16 protein-coding genes are annotated in these 19,255 nt (G+C 69.0%); 7 read left to right on the top strand and 9 right to left on the bottom strand.

All coding sequences use genetic code 11. The features are described 5' to 3' along the window. Positions 1-86: 86 nt before the first annotated feature. Positions 87-1,433, bottom strand: coding sequence for an acetyl-CoA C-acetyltransferase (locus I2456_RS02865; RefSeq protein WP_085075647.1), 1,347 nt, complete (start codon positions 1,431-1,433; stop codon positions 87-89). A 138-nt stretch (positions 1,434-1,571) separates the two neighbouring features. On the opposite strand from I2456_RS02865, the gene I2456_RS02860 reads away from it, so the two are divergent. Both I2456_RS02860 and I2456_RS02855 read left to right on the top strand, forming a co-directional pair. Continuing rightward, positions 1,572-2,936, top strand: coding sequence for a 3-oxoacyl-ACP reductase (locus tag I2456_RS02860; protein ID WP_085075653.1), 1,365 nt, complete (start codon positions 1,572-1,574; stop codon positions 2,934-2,936). Between the two features lie 5 nt (positions 2,937-2,941). Further along, the gene (locus I2456_RS02855) at positions 2,942-3,787 is read left to right on the top strand and encodes a MaoC/PaaZ C-terminal domain-containing protein (protein WP_068033489.1); all 846 of its coding nucleotides are present in this window, start codon (positions 2,942-2,944) and stop codon (positions 3,785-3,787) included. Here I2456_RS02855 and I2456_RS02850 read toward each other — a convergent pair. The 3 genes from I2456_RS02850 to I2456_RS02840 form a co-directional block, all read right to left on the bottom strand. After that, a complete protein-coding gene (locus I2456_RS02850) occupies positions 3,774-5,021 on the bottom strand; it encodes a chloride channel protein (RefSeq protein WP_139823333.1) in 1,248 nt (415 codons plus the stop codon). The genes I2456_RS02855 and I2456_RS02850 overlap by 14 nt on opposite strands. A 9-nt stretch (positions 5,022-5,030) precedes the next feature. Beyond that, positions 5,031-5,657: a TetR/AcrR family transcriptional regulator gene (locus I2456_RS02845; RefSeq protein ID WP_068033481.1), complete on the bottom strand. Its 627-nt coding sequence runs from the start codon at positions 5,655-5,657 to the stop codon at positions 5,031-5,033. A gap of 66 nt (positions 5,658-5,723) precedes the next feature. Continuing rightward, positions 5,724-6,902 carry a glycoside hydrolase family 3 N-terminal domain-containing protein gene (locus tag I2456_RS02840; protein ID WP_085075649.1) on the bottom strand — a complete coding sequence of 393 codons (1,179 nt, stop codon included), beginning with the start codon at positions 6,900-6,902 and terminating at the stop codon, positions 5,724-5,726. A gap of 110 nt (positions 6,903-7,012) precedes the next feature. Here I2456_RS02840 and I2456_RS02835 point away from each other — a divergent pair, with 110 nt between their 5' ends. The 4 genes from I2456_RS02835 to I2456_RS02820 all read left to right on the top strand — a co-directional run bounded on the left by I2456_RS02835 (position 7,013) and on the right by I2456_RS02820 (position 13,213). Further along, positions 7,013-7,243 carry a DUF2613 domain-containing protein gene (locus I2456_RS02835; RefSeq protein ID WP_082965811.1) on the top strand — a complete coding sequence of 77 codons (231 nt, stop codon included), beginning with the start codon at positions 7,013-7,015 and terminating at the stop codon, positions 7,241-7,243. Positions 7,244-7,267: 24 nt separating this feature from the next. Further along, on the top strand, positions 7,268-7,441 hold the full coding sequence (locus tag I2456_RS02830) for a DUF2613 domain-containing protein (protein ID WP_023369784.1): 174 nt from the start codon (positions 7,268-7,270) through the stop codon (positions 7,439-7,441). Positions 7,442-7,487: 46 nt separating this feature from the next. Continuing rightward, positions 7,488-11,687, top strand: coding sequence for an alpha-(1->3)-arabinofuranosyltransferase (locus I2456_RS02825; RefSeq protein ID WP_139823334.1), 4,200 nt, complete (start codon positions 7,488-7,490; stop codon positions 11,685-11,687). 68 nt (positions 11,688-11,755) lie between these two features. Then, positions 11,756-13,213 carry a lipase maturation factor family protein gene (locus tag I2456_RS02820; RefSeq protein WP_085075650.1) on the top strand — a complete coding sequence of 486 codons (1,458 nt, stop codon included), beginning with the start codon at positions 11,756-11,758 and terminating at the stop codon, positions 13,211-13,213. A 27-nt stretch (positions 13,214-13,240) separates the two neighbouring features. Here I2456_RS02820 and I2456_RS02815 read toward each other — a convergent pair whose 3' ends face one another. The 5 genes from I2456_RS02815 to I2456_RS02795 all read right to left on the bottom strand — a co-directional run bounded on the left by I2456_RS02815 (position 13,241) and on the right by I2456_RS02795 (position 17,760). After that, on the bottom strand, positions 13,241-14,761 hold the full coding sequence (locus I2456_RS02815; protein WP_241007850.1) for a PPE domain-containing protein: 1,521 nt from the start codon (positions 14,759-14,761) through the stop codon (positions 13,241-13,243). Positions 14,762-14,763: 2 nt separating this feature from the next. Then, a complete protein-coding gene (locus I2456_RS02810) occupies positions 14,764-15,066 on the bottom strand; it encodes a PE family protein (protein ID WP_085072495.1) in 303 nt (100 codons plus the stop codon). 73 nt (positions 15,067-15,139) lie between these two features. Then, complete coding sequence (locus I2456_RS02805) at positions 15,140-15,547, bottom strand: TOBE domain-containing protein (RefSeq protein ID WP_068024487.1); 408 nt, start codon at positions 15,545-15,547, stop codon at positions 15,140-15,142. 45 nt (positions 15,548-15,592) lie between these two features. After that, entirely contained in the window at positions 15,593-15,730 is a 138-nt protein-coding gene (locus tag I2456_RS02800; RefSeq protein WP_163703792.1) for a hypothetical protein, read from the bottom strand. Between the two features lie 383 nt (positions 15,731-16,113). Next, entirely contained in the window at positions 16,114-17,760 is a 1,647-nt protein-coding gene (locus I2456_RS02795) for an acetolactate synthase large subunit (protein WP_085072497.1), read from the bottom strand. Positions 17,761-17,848: 88 nt separating this feature from the next. On the opposite strand from I2456_RS02795, the gene I2456_RS02790 reads away from it, so the two are divergent. Further along, a complete protein-coding gene (locus I2456_RS02790; protein ID WP_085072498.1) occupies positions 17,849-19,255 on the top strand; it encodes an NADP-dependent succinic semialdehyde dehydrogenase in 1,407 nt (468 codons plus the stop codon).

The raw sequence follows: 19,255 nt of genomic DNA, 5'->3' as shown, positions 1-19,255 counted from the left end.
AACACGGGGCTATCCGTGCCATCGGGTACCCACATGTTCACCTGACAAACCACCCGCCGCGGAACTCGGCGTGATTCGTCGCCGGGTCAGGCCTCCAGTATGGCCGCGACACCCTGCCCACCGGCGGCGCAGATGGAGATCAGCCCGCGCACCGGTCCCCCGTCTTTCTTCGCTGCCTTCTTCTCGGCGATCTGCTTGGCCAGCTGCGCCAAGATCCGCCCGCCGGTGGCCGCGAACGGGTGCCCAGCCGCCAGCGACGAACCGTTGACGTTGAGCTTGGACCGGTCGATCGAGCCCAGCGCGGCGTCCAACCCCAGACGCTCCTTGCAATACTCCTCGGACTCCCAGGCCTGCAGGTGGGCCAGCACCACCGATGCAAAGGCCTCGTGGATCTCGTAGAAGTCGAAGTCCTGCAGGTTGAGGCCGTTGCGGGCCAACAGCCGCGGCACCGCGTAGGTGGGAGCCATGAGCAGGCCGTCGGCGCCGTTGACGTAGTCCACCGCGGCCGTTTCCGCGTCGACGAAGTAGGCCAACGGCGTCAGGTTGTGCTCGGCCGCCCACTGCTCGGTGGACAGCAGCGCGACCGAGGCGCCGTCGGTGAGCGGGGTGGAGTTGCCGGCGGTCATCGTGGCGTCGCCGTGCTTGACGCCGAAGACGGGCTTGAGCTTGGCCAGCTTCTCCACGGTGGCGTCCGGGCGCAGGTTGTCGTCGCGGTAGACGCCGAGGAACGGCGTCACCAGGTCGTCGAAGAAGCCCCGCTCGTAGGCGGCAGCCATGTTGCGGTGGCTGGCCACTGCCAACTCGTCCTGGTCGACGCGCTTGATGCCCATCTGCTTGGCGGTGATGGCGGCATGCTCACCCATCGACAGCCCCGTGCGCGGCTCGCTGTTGGCCGGGATGTCGAGTCCCAGGTTCGCGGGCAGGGTGCCGACCAACCGGAGCCGTTCGACGTTGGACTTCGAGCGGCGCAGCTTGAGCAACGTGCGGCGCAGGTCCTCGCCCAGCCCGATCGGCGCGTCCGACGTGGTGTCCACACCACCGGCGGCGGCCACCTCGTAACGACCACCGGCGATGCCGTCGGCGGCCGCGATGGCGGCCTGCAGGCCGGTACCGCACGCTTGCTGGATGTCGAACGCCGGGGTGTACGACGACAGCGCCGAGCCGAGCACGCACTCGCGCACCAGGTTGAAGTCACGGCTGTGCTTGAGCACGGCGCCGCCGATGACCGCGCCGAGGCGTTCGCCCGACAAGCCGAATCGGTCGATCAGGCCTGCCAGCGCGGCGGTGAACATGTCTTGGTTGGACGCTTCGGCGTAGGCGCGGTCGGACCGGCCGAACGGGATCCGGTTGCCGCCCAGCACGGCTACCCGGCGCCTGCCGTCGGAACCCTTCTGAGAAGCTTGGGTATTCGGCTCAGAACTTGCAGGGGCCACGTTTGTCTCCGTAGTCGGTGTAGGGGTCAGTTTGGGGTACCCGCCTTGACGGCAATATTACCCACTGTCCTTACTCTGAAGTAAGTTCGTCCCCGATACGGTGACCCTCCCGGCCCGCTCGACATGGAAGGCAGCTCAGTGGCCCCCAAGACCTCGCCCGATCTGTTCTCGCAGGTTGTCAACTCCGGCCCCGGATCGTTCCTGGCCAAGCAACTCGGTGTGCCCCAACCTGAGCCGCTGCGCCGGTACAACCCGGGCGATCCGCCGCTGGCGGGGTCGCTGCTGATCGGCGGAGAGGGCCGGGTGGTCGAGCCGCTGCGAACAGCGCTGGACGGCGACTACGACCTGGTCGGCAACAACCTGGGCGGCCGCTGGGCCGACACCTTCGCGGGCCTGGTTTACGACGCCACCGGCATCACGACGCCGGCCAAGCTCAAGGGTTTGCACGAGTTCTTCACTCCCCTGCTGCGCAACCTCACCCGCTGCGCGCGGGTCGTCGTGGTCGGCACCACCCCGGAATCGGCGGGCAGCACCGACGAACGCATCGCGCAGCGCGCGCTGGAAGGTTTCACCCGGTCGCTGGCCAAGGAAGTGCGCAACGGCGGCACCGTCTCGCTGGTGTATCTGTCGCCGGAAGCCAAGCCGGCCGCCACCGGGTTGGAGTCGACGATGCGGTTCATCCTGTCCGGCAAGTCGGCGTACGTCGACGGACAGGTGTTCCACGTCGGCGCCGCAGACTCCACCCCGCCGGCCGACTGGGACCGTCCGCTGGACGGGAAGATCGCCATCGTGACCGGCGCCGCCCGCGGCATCGGCGCGACGATCGCCAAGGTGTTCGCCCGCGACGGCGCCCGGGTGGTGGCGATCGACGTGGAGTCCGCCGAAGAGGCGCTGGCCGAGACCGCGAGCGCGGTGGGCGGGACGCCGCTGTGGCTGGATGTGACCGCCGACGACGCCGTTGACAAGATCACCGAGCACCTGCGCGACCACCACGGCGGCCGGGCCGACATTCTGGTCAACAACGCCGGCATCACCCGGGACAAGCTGCTGGCCAACATGGACGACGCCCGTTGGGACTCCGTTCTGGCCGTCAACCTCCTTGCCCCGCAACGTCTTACCGAGGGGCTGATCGAGAACGGCACCATCGGCGAGGGCGGTCGGGTGATCGGCCTGTCGTCGATGGCCGGCATCTCCGGTAACCGCGGTCAGACCAACTACGCGACCACCAAGGCCGGGATGATCGGGCTGACCCAGGCGCTGGCACCGGAACTCGGCGAGAAGGGCATCACCATCAACGCCGTCGCGCCCGGTTTCATCGAGACCCAGATGACAGCGGCCATCCCGCTGGCCACCCGCGAGGTGGGCCGCCGGCTGAACTCGTTGTTCCAGGGCGGTCAACCGGTCGACGTCGCCGAGACGATCGCTTACCTGGCCAGTCCGGCCTCGAACGCGGTGACCGGCAACGTCATTCGGGTGTGCGGCCAAGCCATGATGGGGGCGTGAGCGCCGTGACCCAACCCAGCGGCCTGCGCAACATGCTGCGCGCGGTGGCCGGCGCGGTGCCCGTGGTGCCCCGCAACGACAAGCTGCCCACCCGGACGGTCAGCGTCGAGGAATTGCCCATCGACCAGTCGAACGTGGCCGCCTATGCCGCGGTCACCGGTCTGCGTTTCGGCAACGACGTGCCGCTGACCTACCCATTCGCCTTGACCTTCCCGACCATGATGTCGCTGGTGACCGGGTTCGACTTTCCTTTCGCGGCAATGGGTTCGGTCCACATGGAAAACCACATCACCCAGTATCGGCCGATCAAGGTCACCGACACGGTGGGCGTCAAGGTGCATGCGGAGAACCTGCGCGAGCATCGCAAGGGTCTGCTGGTCGACCTGGTCACCGACGTCAACGTCGGCAACGACACCGCCTGGCATCAAGTGACCACGTTCCTGCACCAGCAGCGCACCAGCTTGTCCGATGAGCCCAAGCCGCCGCCGGCCAAGGAGCCCAAACTGCCCCCGCCGAGCACGCTGCTCAAGATCACCCCGGCACGGATCCGGCGCTACGCGTCGGTCAGCGGCGACCACAACCCGATCCACACCAACCCGGTGGCCGCGAAGCTGTTCGGCTTCCCCACCGTGATCGCCCATGGCATGTTCAGCGCCGCAGCGGTATTGGCCAACATCGAGTCCCGGTTCCCGGCGGCGGTGAAGTATTCCGTGCGCTTCGCCAAGCCGGTGGTGTTGCCCGCATCGGCCGGCCTCTACGTCGAGGAAAAGGGCGGCGGGAACTGGGAGATCGCGCTGCGTCACGCCTCGAAGGGATACCCGCACCTGACCGGTACCGTCAGCCCGCTGTAGCGCCGGCGCGTCTCCCGATGAGCGCTTGAATGCCGTGTGCGGCAGCGGCGGTCACGCAGAAGACGACCAGCAGCCAGATCGGTGGGCGGGCCAGCTCCCAGACGAACAGCGCGGCCCAGATCGGTGAACCCTGCGTGACCGCAAGCACTCCCGCGGCGCCGGCCAGCGACACCGCGGCCACATGCAGGTGCGTACCGGCGACAGCGTTGATGGCCAGGATCAGCAGCGATCCGGCCGCCGCGCCGGTGGCCAGCGACGGGGTGAGCATGCCACCTGCGCCTCCGGCGCGTAGAAACAGTGCTGTCAGCACCGGTTTGAGGACGAGTATGACCGCCGCCGCCGACAACGTCATGCCGCTGGCCAGACTGACCGACAGGATGCTCTTGCCGTTGCCGGGCAATTCGGGCCACCAGTGCGAACAGACACCGGTCACCAACCCGGCACCGGCCAGCGCAGGTACCAGCACCCAGGAGCGGATCAGCCGCGACGGCCGCGCGGCGGCCATGATGCGGTTGAACGCCCAGCCGGCCGCGAAGGCCAGCGGCGCCAGCAGCAAACCGTGTGCGGTGAGCAGGTAGGTGGAATCGGCACTGGGCCAGTCCAGTTCGGGGCGGTCATGGGTGAGTGGAGAGCCGATGGCGACGGCCAGGCTGGAACTGATCAGTGCCGCACCGACCGCTCTGGGGTGCCAGGTGCGCAGCATGACCCGCAGCGTGAACAGCGCGCCGCCCAGCGGCACCGCATAGACGGCACCCAGACCTGCCCCCGCCGCGCACGCCAGCAAGACCTCGCGGTCACCGGGCGAGAGCCGCTTGAGCCAGCCAGTAGCGGAATCGCCGAGAGCGGCGGCGAATTGGCGCGGGGCGCCTTCGCGTCCCAACGACGCGCCGGATCCCACCAGCAGCACCTGCAGTAGGGCGTCGATGCTCCACGACACCCGCGGGATCCGCTCATGACGGGCGATCGTTGCGGCCAGCGGTGGCACGTCGGCGCGGCGGCGCAGCAACCACCAACCCAGTCCGGCCAGCGCTCCGCCGATCATCGGGCCGACCGCGCGGCGCACCGGGCTGCTGCCGGTGATGCCGTCCAGCAGTGGGCCGAAAGTGTAGTGATACGTCAGGTGTTCGACGAAGCGCAGCACCACGGTCGTCGCTAATCCGGCGACCCCGGCCAGCAACCCGACGATGACTATGGCACAGAAGAAATCGAGATTGCGGCGCGCCAATCCGAGCACCGCACGCACCTAACGCGTGGCGACGTTGGGACCGATATCCCGATCGGCCGGCGCCCCTTTCAGGCCGCGCCAGAACAGGTTGATCATCAGCTCGGCCGCCTCGTCGACATCGGTGTCGCCGGTGCTGAGCCGGTTGGCGATGGCCTCGCCGGCCCCGACCAGCGCCACGGCCATCATCTCGTTCTCGGCCTCGGGCCGGGGGCTGCGGGTGCCGGCGCGGACCAGCCCCGCCACCAATTCGATGATCTGCTCGCGCCCTTCGCGCACCGTCGCGGCGAACGCCTGGGAACTGGTGGCCTGGGTGTACATCACGATCCACGACGCGCGGTTCTCGTCGATATAGCGCAGGAACGAACCAATGGTGTTGCGCAGCATGTCTTGTGGACTGTCGTCGAAGTCGATGTCGGCGCGGATGGCGTCGATGAACCGGGTCATCTCCCGGTTCAGACAGGCACCGAACAAGTCCTCTTTGGAACCGTAGTACAGGTACAGCATCGGCTTGGAAATCTGCGCCGCGGCCGCGATCGTGTCCATCGAGGTCTCGTGGTAGCCGTTGACTGAGAACATCTGCACCGCCGCGTCCAGCATCTGCTGCTCACGCACGGCACGCGGTAACCGCTTGCTACCACCTGCCATTGTCGTGCGCCTCTCTAGCCCGTCAGCTCAATCCAGGGTAAGCGTTGCCGGTATGCAACACACCCGCTAGCGGCCGCACGTCGGGTTGACGTTCTTCATCTTGGCCACCCGCACCAGCGACGCGTCGACGGCCGACGCCGGCAATTCCCCGGCGCCGACGGCCTGTTCCAACCGGTCCAAGACGGCGGGCACCTCCTTGGTGGTGACCCACAGCGCGATGTCGCTGCCCGCTTGCAACGTGCGCAGTACCGCCTCGGTGACGCCGAAGCGGTCGGAGATCGCGGCCATGCTGGACAGGTCGTCGCTGAACACCGGCCCGTCGAACGCCGGTCCGCCGTAGCCGGTTCCGGTGCGCAACAAGTCGACCGCCGCCTTGCTCAAGCTGGCCGGCTCGTTGCCGGTGAGCCCGGGCACCTGCATGTGCCCGATCATCACCGCCACCGGCGCCTGGGTGACCAGCGTGCGGTAGGGCACCAGGTCGTCGGCGATCAGATCGCCCAGCGGCGGTGTGCTGACCCCACCGGTGTGCGAGTCGCCGGAGCCGTGCCCGTGTCCCGGGAAGTGCTTGAGCACCGGCAGCACCCCGGCGTCGCGCAGGCCTTGCGCATAGGCGCCGGCGTAGGCGGTGACCGTGTCCGGACTCGAGCCGAACGACCGGTCCCCGATCACCGTGTCGGCGGGGGCATCGGTCACGTCGACCACCGGGGCGAAGTCCACGGTGATGCCCAGCTTCTTCATCTGCTGGCCGCGGTTCAGCGCGAGGTCGTGTACCTGCGGCGGTGTCTGGGTCTGGCTCAGCTCCCGAGGCGTCGGTCCCCGGCCCCCGAGCAGCGTGCGCAGCCGCGACACCCGGCCGCCTTCTTCGTCGACGCCCACGGCCAGCGGCAGCGGCCCGGCGCCGTGCGCGATCTCGCCCAGCGGCCCCGGCAACATCGACAGGTCGGTGTCGCTGCCAATGAGGATGCCGCCGACATGGAAGTCGTTGACGACGGCCTTGGCGTCGGCGGCGTCGCGCACCCCGACCATCAGCAGCTGCGCGAGCTTGTCCCGCAGGTTGGGTATCGCCGCGGGAACGGCCGACGGGTCGGCGCACACCGACGGCGCCGGCGCGGCTGCGGGAGCCGGCGTCGTCGGCGACGGGCTGGACCCGGTGGAGGACGATCCGGTCCGGCCACCACCGTGGCTGCACGCTGCGACCAGCGCCGATGCGGCGACGAGCACCGCCAAGGTGCGCGGAAAAGGCATCCGGACATGCTTGCATGGGAGGGCGCGGCCGGCTGATCCGGGGCGTTTGATCGGCAGCGGGCGCGGGAACAAGCGTGTGTTGCTTGGCGACGAACGATGGGGGGCCGGCGATGAGCAGGTTGTCGATGGTTGCGGCCAGCGTCGCCGCTGGGTTGTCGATCGGCGCGGCGGCGACCGTCGGCGCGACGCTGGTGCTGCAGGACTCGGACACCCCGCCCGCTCAGGGGGTCCATACGCCGGCGGTGTCGAACGCGGTGGAATACGGCGACCGGTGCGCCCAGGCGCCCTGCGCCCCGGCTCCTGCGGTGGTCGAGCCCGCGGATCGCTTCGCCAAGCAGTGACCGGCGGTCTGCTAGGTTGGCGCTATGAACCGGATCGTCGCCCCCGCCGCTGCGAGCGTGGTGGTTGGCCTGTTGCTGGGCGCGGCCGCGATCTTCGGGATCACCTTGATGGTGCAACAGGACACGAAACCGCCACTCCCCGGGGGCGATCCGTCGTCGTCAGTGCTCAACCGGGTCGAGTACGGCAACCGTAGCTAGTCCGACGACGCGGGTGGCCCCCGCGGAAACGGCATTCAATTCGGTGGTGGCGCCGCTGTCTCGGCGGTGGCTGCTGTTGGTCTCCGCGGTCGCCCTGGTGTTGACGTTCGCCCAGTCGCCCGGGCAGATCTCCCCCGACACCAAGCTCGACCTCACCGCCAACCCGCTGCGGTTTCTGACCCGGGCCACCAACCTGTGGAGCAGCGACCTGCCGTTCGGCCAATCGCAGAACCAGGCCTACGGCTACCTGTTTCCGCACGGCACCTTCTTCCTGATCGGTCACGCGCTGGGCCTGCCCGGCTGGATCACCCAACGGCTGTGGTGGGCGTTGCTGCTGACCGTCGGCTTCTGGGGGCTGATGCGCGTCGCCGAAGCCCTGGGCATCGGCAGTCCGTCAGCGCGGATTTTGGGTGCGGCTGCCTTCGCCTTGTCGCCGCGAGTGCTCACCACGCTGGGTTCGATCTCGTCGGAAACGCTGCCGATGATGCTGGCGCCATGGGTGCTGCTGCCGACCATCCTGGCCCTGCGCGGGACGACGGATCGGTCGCTGCGGGCGCTGGCCGGCCAGGCTGGGCTGGCCGTGGCGTTGATGGGGGCGGTCAACGCCATCGCGACGCTGGCGGCTTGCCTGCCGGCGGTGCTGTGGTGGGCCTGCCATCGGCCCAACCGGCGGTGGTGGCGCTACACCGGGTGGTGGCTGCTGGCGCTGGGGTTGGCGGTGCTGTGGTGGGTGGTGGCGCTGGCCATGCTGCGTGACGTCAGTCCACCGTTTCTGGACTTCATCGAGTCGTCGGGCGTCACCACGCAGTGGTCGTCGCTGACCGAGACGCTGCGCGGCATCGACAGTTGGACACCGTTCGTGGCGCCCAACGCGACGGCGGGCGCGCCGTTGGTCACCGGATCGGTCGCCATTCTGGGCACCTGCCTGGTCGCCGCCGTCGGGCTGTGCGGGCTGGCCGGCCCGACCATGCCGGCCCGCGGACGGCTGGTGACCATGCTGGCGGTCGGGGTGGTGTTGCTGGCCGTCGGCTACAGCGGCGGGCTGGGCTCGCCGGTCGCCCATCAGGTGCAGGCGTTCCTCGACGCCGCCGGCACCCCGCTGCGCAACGTGCACAAGCTGGGTCCGGTGGTCCGCATCCCGCTGGTGCTGGGCTTCGCCGAGTTGCTCGGCAGGATTCCGCTGCCCGGTAGTGCGCCGCGCTCGCAGTGGGTGAACGCGTTCGCGCACCCGGAGCGCGACAAGCGGGTCGCGGTGGGCATCGTCGCCCTGACCGGCCTGCTGGTCAGCACCTCGCTGGCCTGGAGCGGTCGGCTGACCCCACCCGGGGCGTTCGACGCGATACCGCCGTACTGGCAGGAGACCGCCGACTGGCTCAGCGCGCACAACACCGGCACTCCGGTGCCCGGCCGGGTGCTGGTGGCGCCCGGCGCACCGTTTGCCACCCAGGTGTGGGGCAACAGCCACGACGAGCCGCTGCAGGTGCTGGGCAGCAGTCCGTGGGGGGTGCGCGACTCGATCCCGCTGACGCCGCCGCAGACGATTCGTGCGCTGGACTCGGTGCAACGCCTGTTCGCGGCGGGGCGGCCCTCCGCGGGCTTGGCCGATACTCTTGCCCGCCAGGGCATTTCGTATGTGGTGTTGCGCAACGACCTGGATCCGGAGTCGTCGCGCTCGGCGCGGCCCATCCTGGTGCACCGCGCCGTCACGGGGTCACCGGGTCTGACCAAGGTGGCGCAGTTCGGTGCGCCGGTCGGCCCCGGTTCGCTGGCCGGGTTCGTCAACGACAGCGGCTTGCGGCCGCGCTACCCCGCGGTCGAGATCTACCGGGTGGGCGCCGGGGCCGATCCGGGCGCGCCCTACCTGGTCGGCACCGAGCAGATGGCCCGCGTCGACGGCGGGCCCGAGGCCTTGGCGCGGCTCGACGAACGGCGGCGGTTGCTGGGCCAGCCGCCGCTGGGTCCGGTGCTGATGACCGCTGACGCCCGGGCCGCGGGACTGCCGGTCCCGGTGGTGACCGTGACCGATACCCCGGTGGCGCGCGAGACCGACTACGGCCGGGTCGACCAGCACTCGTCGGCGATCCGGGCGCCCGGCGATGCCCGGCACACCTACAACCGGGTGCCCGATTACCCGGTGCCGGGCGCTGATCTGGTTTACGGCGCCTGGACCGGCGGCCGGATCACGGTGTCGAGTTCCTCGGCGGATTCCACGGCCATGCCCGATGTCGCTGCGGCGACCGCGTCGGCCGCCGCCATCGATAGTGACCCGGCGACGTCCTGGGTGTCCAACGCGCTGCAGGCCGCCGTCGGGCAGTGGCTGCAGGTCGACTTCGACCATCCGGTGACCAACGCCGCACTGACCCTGACGCCCAGCGCCACGGCGGTCGGGGCGCAGATCCGCCGCATCCTGGTCGAGACGGCCACCGGCAGCACCACGTTGCGCTTCGACGAGGCCGGCAAGCCGCTGACCGCCGCCCTGCCCTACGGCGAGACACCGTGGGTGCGGATCACGGCGGCGGCCACCGACGACGGCTCCTCGGGCGTGCAGTTCGGCATCACCGACCTGGCCATCACTCAGTACGACGCGTCCGGCTTTGCGCACCCGGTGCAGTTGCGGCATACCGCGCGGGTGCCCGGCCCACCGCCGGGGTCGGTGATCCGGGGCTGGGATCTGGGCTCGGAGCTGCTGGGCCGGCCCGGCTGTGCGCCGGGACCCGACAGCGTGCGCTGCGCCCCGTCGATGGCCTTGACTCCGGAAGAGCCGGTGAACTTCAGCCGTACGCTGACGGTGCCGACGCAAACGCAGGTGACACCGACGGTATGGGTGCGGCCCCGCCAGGGGCCGAAGCTGGCCGACCTGATCGCCGAGCCGGGCAGCACCCGCGCCGGCGGCGACGCCGACGTGGTGGACGTGCTGGGCTCGGCGTATGCCGCCACCGACGGTGATCCGGCGACCGCGTGGACCGCGCCGCAGCGCGTGGTGCAGTACAAGACCCCGCCGACGCTGACCCTCAAGCTGCCTCGGCCGACCGAGGTGTCCGGGTTACGGCTGACGGCCAGCAGGTCGGCGTTGCCCGCGCATCCGACGATGGTGGCGGTGGACCTTGGTGACGGCCCGCAGGTGCGCGGGGTGCAGCTGGGCGAGGACGGGCAGGTGCAGACGCTGCCGCTGCATGCCCGGGTGACCGACACCGTGACGGTCAGCCTGCTCGACTGGCAAGACATCATCGACCGCAATGCGCTGGGTTTCGACCAGCTCAAGCCGCCGGGGCTGGCCGAGGTGGCCGCGCTGGGCCCCGACGGCGCGCCGATCGCCGCGGCCGACGGTGCCCGCAACCGGGCGCGGGCAGTCACCGTCGACTGCGAGCACGGCCCCGTCATCGCGGTCGCCGGGCGGTTCGTGCACACCTCGATCTCGACCACCGTGGGCGCGCTGCTCGACGGTGCACCGGTCGAGGCGCGCGCCTGCGACACCGCGCCGATCGCGCTACCGGCCGGTCAACAGGAACTGCTGATCAGTCCCGGGGCCATGTTCGTCGTCGACGGGGTTCAGCTGTCGGTGCCCGAGGTGGCCGCACCGCCCGGCGCGGCAACGGTCACCGCCGCGACCGCAGTGTGGGGAGCGGCGCGCCGGGAGGTACGGGTGCCCGCATCGCCCGCGGCGCGCGTGCTGGTGGTCCCCGAAAGCATCAACCCAGGGTGGATCGCGCGGACCAGCAGCGGTGTCCGGTTGACGCCGGTTGCCGTCAACGGCTGGCAGCAGGGCTGGGTGGTGCCCGCGGGGGATCCGAGCACCATCACGCTGACATTCGCATCGAATTCGGTGTACCGGGCGGGACTGGCGGTGGGCCTGGCGCTGCTGCCGCTGTTGGCGGTGTTGGCGCTGTGGAGACGCAGGAGGCCCGACGAGTCGCCACCCACCCAGCCGTGGGCGCCCGGTCCGTGGGTCGCGGCCGCGGCGATAGCGGCCGGGGCGGTCATCGCCGGAGTGTCCGGCGCACTGGTCGTGGCCGCGGCGGTGGGTTTGCGCTATGCGCTGCGCGAGCGAGAGCGACTGTCGGACAAGGCTTTTGCCGGACTGAGCGCCGGTGGACTGATCCTGGCCGGGGCGGTGTTGTCCCGCTACCCCTGGCGGTCGGTCGACGGTTATGCCGGGCATTCGGCGAGCGTCCAACTCCTGGCGTTGATTTCGCTGGCCGCGGTCCTGGCTGCCGCAGTCCCCCTGCGAGGTTCGCGCGCCGACTAGTTGGCGGCCGCTTGTTCGGCTGGTTGACTGGAGTGTCGCGGGAACGCCACCGCCTAGGAGTTGCGGCCATGAATTGGTTTTCAGCACCCGAATACTGGTTGGGCAGGCTGGTGCTCGAGCGGGGCACGGCGGTGATCTATGTGGTGGCCTTCGTCGCAGCCGCGCGGCAATTCCGCGCGCTCATCGGCGAGCACGGCATGCTGCCGGTACCGCAGTATGTGGCCGCGCGGTCGTTTCGGGCCGCCCCGAGCATCTTTCACTTCCGCTACTCCGACCGGTTGTTCGCCGGCGTCAGCTGGGTCGGGGCGGCGCTGTCGGCGGCCATCGTCGCCGGTGTCGGCGACCGGGTGCCGTTGTGGGCGGCGATGCTGTGGTGGTTGACGGTCTGGGTGCTCTATCTCTCGATCGTCAACGTCGGCCAGGTCTGGTACTCGTTCGGCTGGGAATCGCTGCTCCTGGAATCCGGCATCTTGATGGCTTTCCTGGGCAATGCGCGAACGGCCCCACCGCTTTTGACGTTGTTGCTGATCCGTTGGCTGTTGTTTCGCGTCGAGTTCGGCGCCGGCTTGATCAAGATGCGCGGTGACCGGTGCTGGCGGGACCTGACCTGTCTGGACTACCACCACGAGACCCAGCCGATGCCGGGGCCGCTGAGCTGGTTCTTCCATCACCTGCCCAAACCGCTGCACCGGATTGAAGTGGCCGGCAATCACGTGTCGCAATTGGTGATTCCGTTCGGGCTGTTCGCTCCCCAGCCCGTGGCGAGCATCGCGGCGGCCATCATCGTCGTCACACAGCTGTGGTTGGTGTTGTCGGGCAACTTCGCGTGGCTGAATTGGCTGACGATTCTGTTGGCGTTCAGTGCGATCGACGCCCCGTCGGCGCGGGCGCTGCTGCCGCTGCCGGATCGGCCGGCGACGCCGGCGCCGCCGGTGTGGTTCGTCGGGCTGACGGGCACATTCGCGGCCGCGATGCTGGTGTTGAGCTATTGGCCGGCGCGCAACATGTTGTCACCCCAGCAGCGAATGAACATGTCGTTCAACCCCTTTCACCTGGCCAATACGTACGGCGCGTTCGGCAGCATCAGCCGTACCCGCGAGGAGGTGGTGATCGAAGGCACCGACGATGCGCTGATCACCGACGAGACGGTATGGCAGGAGTACGGATTCAAAGGCAAGCCAGGTGACCTGCGCCGACTGCCCCGGCAATACGCGCCCTACCATCTGCGGCTGGACTGGTTGATGTGGTTTGCGGCGATCTCACCCGGCTACGCGCTGCCGTGGCTGCGGCCGTTTCTGCAGCGACTGCTCAGCAACGATGCGGCAACACTGAAGTTGTTGCGGCACAACCCGTTTCCGGATTCGCCGCCGCGCCACGTACGGGCGCAACTGTACCGGTACCGGTTCACCACGCCGACCGAGCTGCGACGCGAGCACGCATGGTGGCATCGCACGCTCATCGGGGAGTATGTGCCGCCGATATCGCTGCCGTCGCACACCGGGCCCACGCGTCACTATCCGCAGTGAGGCAATTGGTGGCCAGCTAGAAGTCCGTCAGTCCACGTGCCCGGTACCCGGCAGCAGGGGCAGCGCCGGACCGCCGCCGAACCCGTCGCCGCCGATGGCGGCCAAACCCGTCGGCCGCGCCGCGCACGCAGCCACTGTGCCGGCGAAACCCATCGCGCCCGCGCCCTGTTCGGATGGCCGGTCGGGCACGGCCGGTCCGGCATCGGCCAGGTACTCATACCGGTACCCGCGATCGATCACCCTCCGCCGGCGCCTGGCGGTCCGAGCCCCGTCGCGACGCGCTGCCTCGGATGCGGGTGCCGCCACCGCGGCGCGACCCTGAGCGGGCTCTTCGGCGCGCATGCCAGCGCCCAACGTCGGCCCGAAGCCCGGACCCGGTCCGCCCACCAGACATCCCAGACCCTCGACACCGGGCAGCGGTGCCGGCGTGGCAACCGCTGGGGCCGCCGAGCCGGCCGGGGCGACATGGGGAGTCGGCGACACCAGCGGGGCCGGCGCCGACGCGGGCGCGGCGAAGACCGCGACAGCGGGCAGGTCGGGCTTGGCCGCGATCGGAACCGGCGCGGCCAGCGGGGCCGACGCGACCGCCGGTGTCAGCCCGGCCAAGCCCGACAACCCGGCCAGCCCGCCCAGGTAGGAGACGGCCAGGTTCATGATGGCGGGCACCAGCAGCGGCGCGGTCTGCACCAGGAACCGCAGTGTGCGCAGGGTCCAGTTGACGGCGCGGAAGGTCTGCCAGGCGACGAAATAGGACAGCAGGGCGGGTAACTGCGATGGGTTGGTCAGGACCTTCGGAATGTTGGTCTGCAGGTAAGTCAGCGCTTGGGTGTTGCCGTTGAGGAAGCTGGAGATGTTCTGCAGGTACTCCAGCGGATTCCAGTTCCCTTGTCCCTGACCGGGAATCTGCTCACCGTCGGGTCCGAAGATCATCGCCCAGATCTCCGCCGGCGTCGGCAGCTGGAAGCCCCCGCCTCCCCCGCCGCCGCCCCCGCCGCCCTCGCCGCCGCCGGCGCCACCACCGCCGCCGCCTCCCCCTCCCCCGCCGCCGGCCGCTGCCCGCGGTGCTTCGGTGGCGGCTTGGTAGGTGCTCATCGTCGCCGCCGCCTGGGCCCACATGCGCGCATAATCGGCCTCGTTGACCGCGATGGGGACGGTGTTGATCCCGAAGAAGTTCGTGGCGACCAACGCCGCGTGGACGGCGTGATTGGCGGCCAGTTCCGCCAGGGTGGGCATGGCCGCCAGCGCAGCGCTGTACGCCCCGGCCACCGCCTCGTGGGCGGCTGCCGCTTCGGCGCTGACCGTGCCGGCCAGGTCCAACCACGCGAGGTAGGGTTCGTGCGCGGCCAGATATGTCGCGGCGCTCGCGCCTTGCCAAACCTGCTGCGACTCAGCCAACACCGCGGACAGTTCGCCGGCCGCGGACTGATACTCGGCGCTCAACCCCGTCCAGGTCTGGGCGGCGGCCAGCAGTGGCCCGGGCCCTGGACCGGTGCTCAGCAACGCCGAGTGCACTTCCGGCGGAAACGCCATCCACACCGGTGCCAGCATCGTCAGTCACCCAGGTAGGTCGATGCGGCCGCCGCGTCGCCGACGGCATAGCTGGCGCCCGCCCGCGCGACGCCGGTGCCCGCTCGAGCCAGCACCTCCACCCCGCGACTCACCACGGCCTGATGCTGGCTGCCATAAGTGCTGAAGTCCAAAGCCGACTCGATCGATACCGGGTCGGCCGCCGGCGGCACCACCGCCGAGATCACCGGGGCCGCGGCGAGGTGCGCGGCGGCCAGCCGGGCCGCGATCGCCTCGACCGCCGCGCTCGTCGCCGCCAACCCTTCGGGAACGACTCGTAGCGTCATGTGCGGAAGAATACGCCCATATCAGTGGCAGATGCGGAACTTTATCCCGCAGAGCGCGAATACCTGCGGAATGCTAGCCAGGCTCGGCGGGGGTGTCGATGATGACGTTGGTCGCCTTGACGACGGCCACCGCGATGCTGCCGGCCTCCAGCTTCAGCTCGCGCGCGGCCTCGGCGCTCATCAGCGATACCACCGTGAACGGTCCGCACTGCATCTCGACGTGGGCCATCACCTGGTCCATGACGACTTTGGTGACCAAGCCGACGAAGCGGTTGCGCGCCGAGCTGCGTACCTTCAGCGGGTTCGCCGGCAGCCGCGCCGCGTTACTGCGGGCGAATTCGGCCAAGGCGCTGCCGGCGATGACCTTGCGGCCGGATTCGTCGGTACTGACCGGCAGGCTGCCCTGATCGATCCACCGCCGCACGGTGTCATCGCTGACGCCCAGCAGCTGGGCCGCCTCCCGGATCCGCAGTTGAGCCACGGTGAACACCTAACCATCACCGGGATTCGGCGGGGTGCGAGTGGATCAACCGAGCCTGGTGAGATCGGTGACGAACTGAGAAACCAGGCTCATCGTGGCGATTCGGCGCCCGGCGTCGTCGTCGAGATCGGCGGCCAGCACGGCGTTCGTCTTGGTCAGTTTCAGGACCCGCCCCGTGGCCACACGCTTTCGTCGTTCCGCCCCGCAGGATGTTCACCGTGATGCTCAGCGTCGGGCACGGATGTCCGGTGACCAGCGACCCGCAGTGGGTGGCCGTCTGATCCAACATTTCGGCGATAGAGCCACCGCTGAGCTGCGCGAAGTTGAATGCCCCGGGGCCAGGGCGGTAGGACATGCGCAACCACTGCTCTGAGCGGCTGCCGGTCAGATACTCCGCGTTCAGCGCGAACAGGTTGGGCGTCAAGTAGTGATTGGCATGCTTGATCCACTGCTCATCGGTCAGCGCGCGACCGGGTTCGCCGAACAGTCCGAGATATCCGCTGACATCCATACGTCGCTCCTAAGGCGTCGGCCCACCGTCGTTGTGGGCACCATATGGATAACGGTCAGAGCGTCTCGTCCAGTTCACCGAGCCGGTCGGTCAACCGCAAATTCTCCGAATAGTCGACCGGACATGCGATCAGCGTCACACCATCGTCGTCGAGCGCCTTCTGCAGCGTCGGCAGCAATTCGTCGGCGCTGGTGATCCGGTAGCCCTTGGCGCCGAAGCTCTCCGCGTAGCTCACCACGTCGGGATTGCTGAAGGAAACGTAGTGGTGCTCGCCGAGTTCGAGGTCCATCTTCCACTCGATCAGGCCGTATCCACCGTCTTCCCAGATGAGCACCACCAGCGGAATCTTCTCCCGGACGGCGGTCTCGATCTCTTGGGAATTCATCATGAACGCACCGTCACCCACCACGGCCAACACCTTGGCGTCCGGGCGCGCCAGCTTGACTCCCAGCGCACCGGGAAGGGAAAAGCCCATGGTGGACAAGCCATTCGACACCAGACAGGTGTTCGGCTCGTAGGTCGGATACAGCCGGGCCATCCACATCTTGGTGGCTCCGGTGTCCACCAGCACGACGTCCCCGCGCCCCAATGCGGCGCGGGTATCGGCGACCACGCGCTGCGGTGCCAGCGGAAACCGCGAATCTTCTTGCCCTCGAGCGAATTCCTCGTTCAACAAGCCCGATCCGGGTTCGTCCTCGTAGCCCTTGAAGCGGTGACCGGCCAGCTCGTCGGTCAGTGCGTTCAACGAGTCGCTGATGTCGCCGATGATTCCCACATCGACCGAATAGTGCGCGTCCACTTCGGCGGGGAAGCGATGGATATGGATGATCTTCTTGTCGCCGTTGGGGTTGATCCGGACCGGGTCGAACTCCTGCAACTCGTAACCGACCGCGATGACGACGTCGGCACTGTCGAACCCGAAGTTGACGTAGTCATGCCGCATGAAGCCGAGCGTGCCGATGCTGTTGGGGTGGTCGTCAGGCATCACGCCCTTGCCGTGGAACGAATTCGCCACCCGAACACCGGTCTTGTCGGAGAACCGGATCAGCGCATCGGTCGCGCCGCTGCGAGCGGCGCCGTGGCCGGCCAGGACCACCGGCCGCTGCGCCTTGCGCAGGATCTCGGCGGCACGGCTCACCTGGCCGGGTGCTGGAGCGTCGGGCCGGACCACATTGCGCGGCAAGGGCTTGAGGTCGTAATCGGCGTCGTCGGCGTCCACGTGCTCCGGTACGGCCAGATACACCGCGGCGGGGCGTTCGGTTTCGGCGACCTTGAAGGCCTTGCGGATCATCTCCGGCAGTGCCCGGCTGGTGGGGACGCCGGCCGACCAGCGGGTGATCGGGGCGAACATCGACACCAGGTCGACGTACTGGTGGGATTCCTTGTATTCGCGGTCCTGGCCCACCTGCGCGGAGATGGCGACCAGCGGCGTGCTGTTGGTGGTGGCGTCGGCGACCCCGAGCTGCATGTTGATCGCACCCGGGCCCAGGGTGGCCGAGACCACCGCCGCGCGCCCGGTGACGCGCCCGTACATCTCGGCCATGAACGACGCCGCCTGCTCGTGGCGGGTCAGCACGTAGCGGATGTCGGACTTGGCCAACGCCGTCACGAACCGGATGTTCTCCTCACCGGGCAGGCCGAAGACGACCGCCACCCCCTCGTTTTCCAGGCACTTGACCATCAGCTCCGCTGCTGTACTCATCCGCCACCTCCCTTTGGCAACGATAGTGGCAGGCTGGACGTTAAACGGTTTACTAGTACCCGACGAACGCAGATGAAGGAGGGCCAGCGTGCCCATCGCCACCATCAACCCGGCCACCGGCGAGACCATCAAAACCTTCAAGCCGGCGACGGATCAGGAAGTTCAGGACGCGATCGCCCGCGCCTACGAGCGTTTCCAGGACTATCGCCGCACCAGCTATGCCCAGCGCGCCGAGTGGGCCAACGCCACGGCCGACCTCCTCGAGGCCGAGGCCGACGAAACCGCAGCCCTGATGACCCTCGAGATGGGTAAGACGTTGGCCTCCGCCAAGGCCGAGGTGATCAAGTCCGCCAGCGGTTTTCGCTACTACGCCGAGAACGCCGAGAAGCTGCTCGCCGACGAGCCGGCGGACGCCGGCAAGGTCAAAGCCGCCCAGGCATACGCGCGCTACCAGCCGCTGGGCGTGGTGCTGGCCGTGATGCCGTGGAACTTCCCGCTGTGGCAGGCGGTGCGCTTCGCCGCCCCGGCGCTGATGGCGGGCAACGTCGGCATCCTCAAGCACGCGTCCAACGTGCCGCAGACCGCGCTGTATCTGGCCGACGTCATCGCCCGCGGCGGCTTCCCGGACGGCTGTTTCCAGACGCTGCTGGTCCCCTCCAGCGCCGTGGAGACCATCCTGCGCGACAAGCGCGTCGCCGCGGCCACGCTGACCGGCAGCGAGCCGGCCGGACAATCCGTCGGCGCCATCGCCGGTGAAGAGATCAAGCCCAGCGTGCTCGAACTCGGCGGCAGCGACCCGTTCATCGTGATGCCCTCGGCCGATCTCGACGCCGCGGTCAAGACCGCCGTCACCGCCCGCACCCAGAACAACGGCCAGTCCTGCATCGCGGCCAAGCGGTTCATCGCGCACGCCGACATCTACGACGAGTTTGTGGAGAAGTTCGTCGAGAAGATTCAGGCGCTGAAGGTCGGCGACCCCACCGACCCCGACGTCGACGTCGGCCCGCTGGCCACCGAATCGGGCCGCGACGAGGTCGCCAAGCAGGTGGAGGACGCCGTGGCGGCCGGTGCGGTGGCGCGCTGCGGCGGCGAGCGTCTCGACCGGCCGGGCTGGTTCTACCCGCCGACGGTGGTCACCGACATCACCAAGGACATGGCGCTCTACACCGAGGAGGTGTTCGGGCCCGTCGCGTCGGTGTACAAGGCCGCGGACATCGACGAGGCCATCGAGATCGCCAACGCCACCACCTTCGGGCTCGGCTCCAACGCCTGGACCAGCGACGAGGCCGAGCAGCAGCGGTTCATCGACGACATCGAGGCCGGGCAGGTGTTCATCAACGGCATGACGGTGTCCTACCCCGAATTGCCGTTCGGTGGCGTCAAGCGGTCCGGTTACGGCCGCGAACTCGCGGGTCAGGGCATCCGCGAGTTCTGCAACGTCAAGACGGTGTGGATCGGCAAGCCCGACACCGCCGACGAGAAGAAGGTCGAGTGA

It is taken from the genome of Mycobacterium kubicae, from assembly GCF_015689175.1.
Lineage (GTDB): Bacteria > Actinomycetota > Actinomycetes > Mycobacteriales > Mycobacteriaceae > Mycobacterium > Mycobacterium kubicae.
This window is presented reverse-complemented; position numbering and strand designations above follow the sequence as displayed.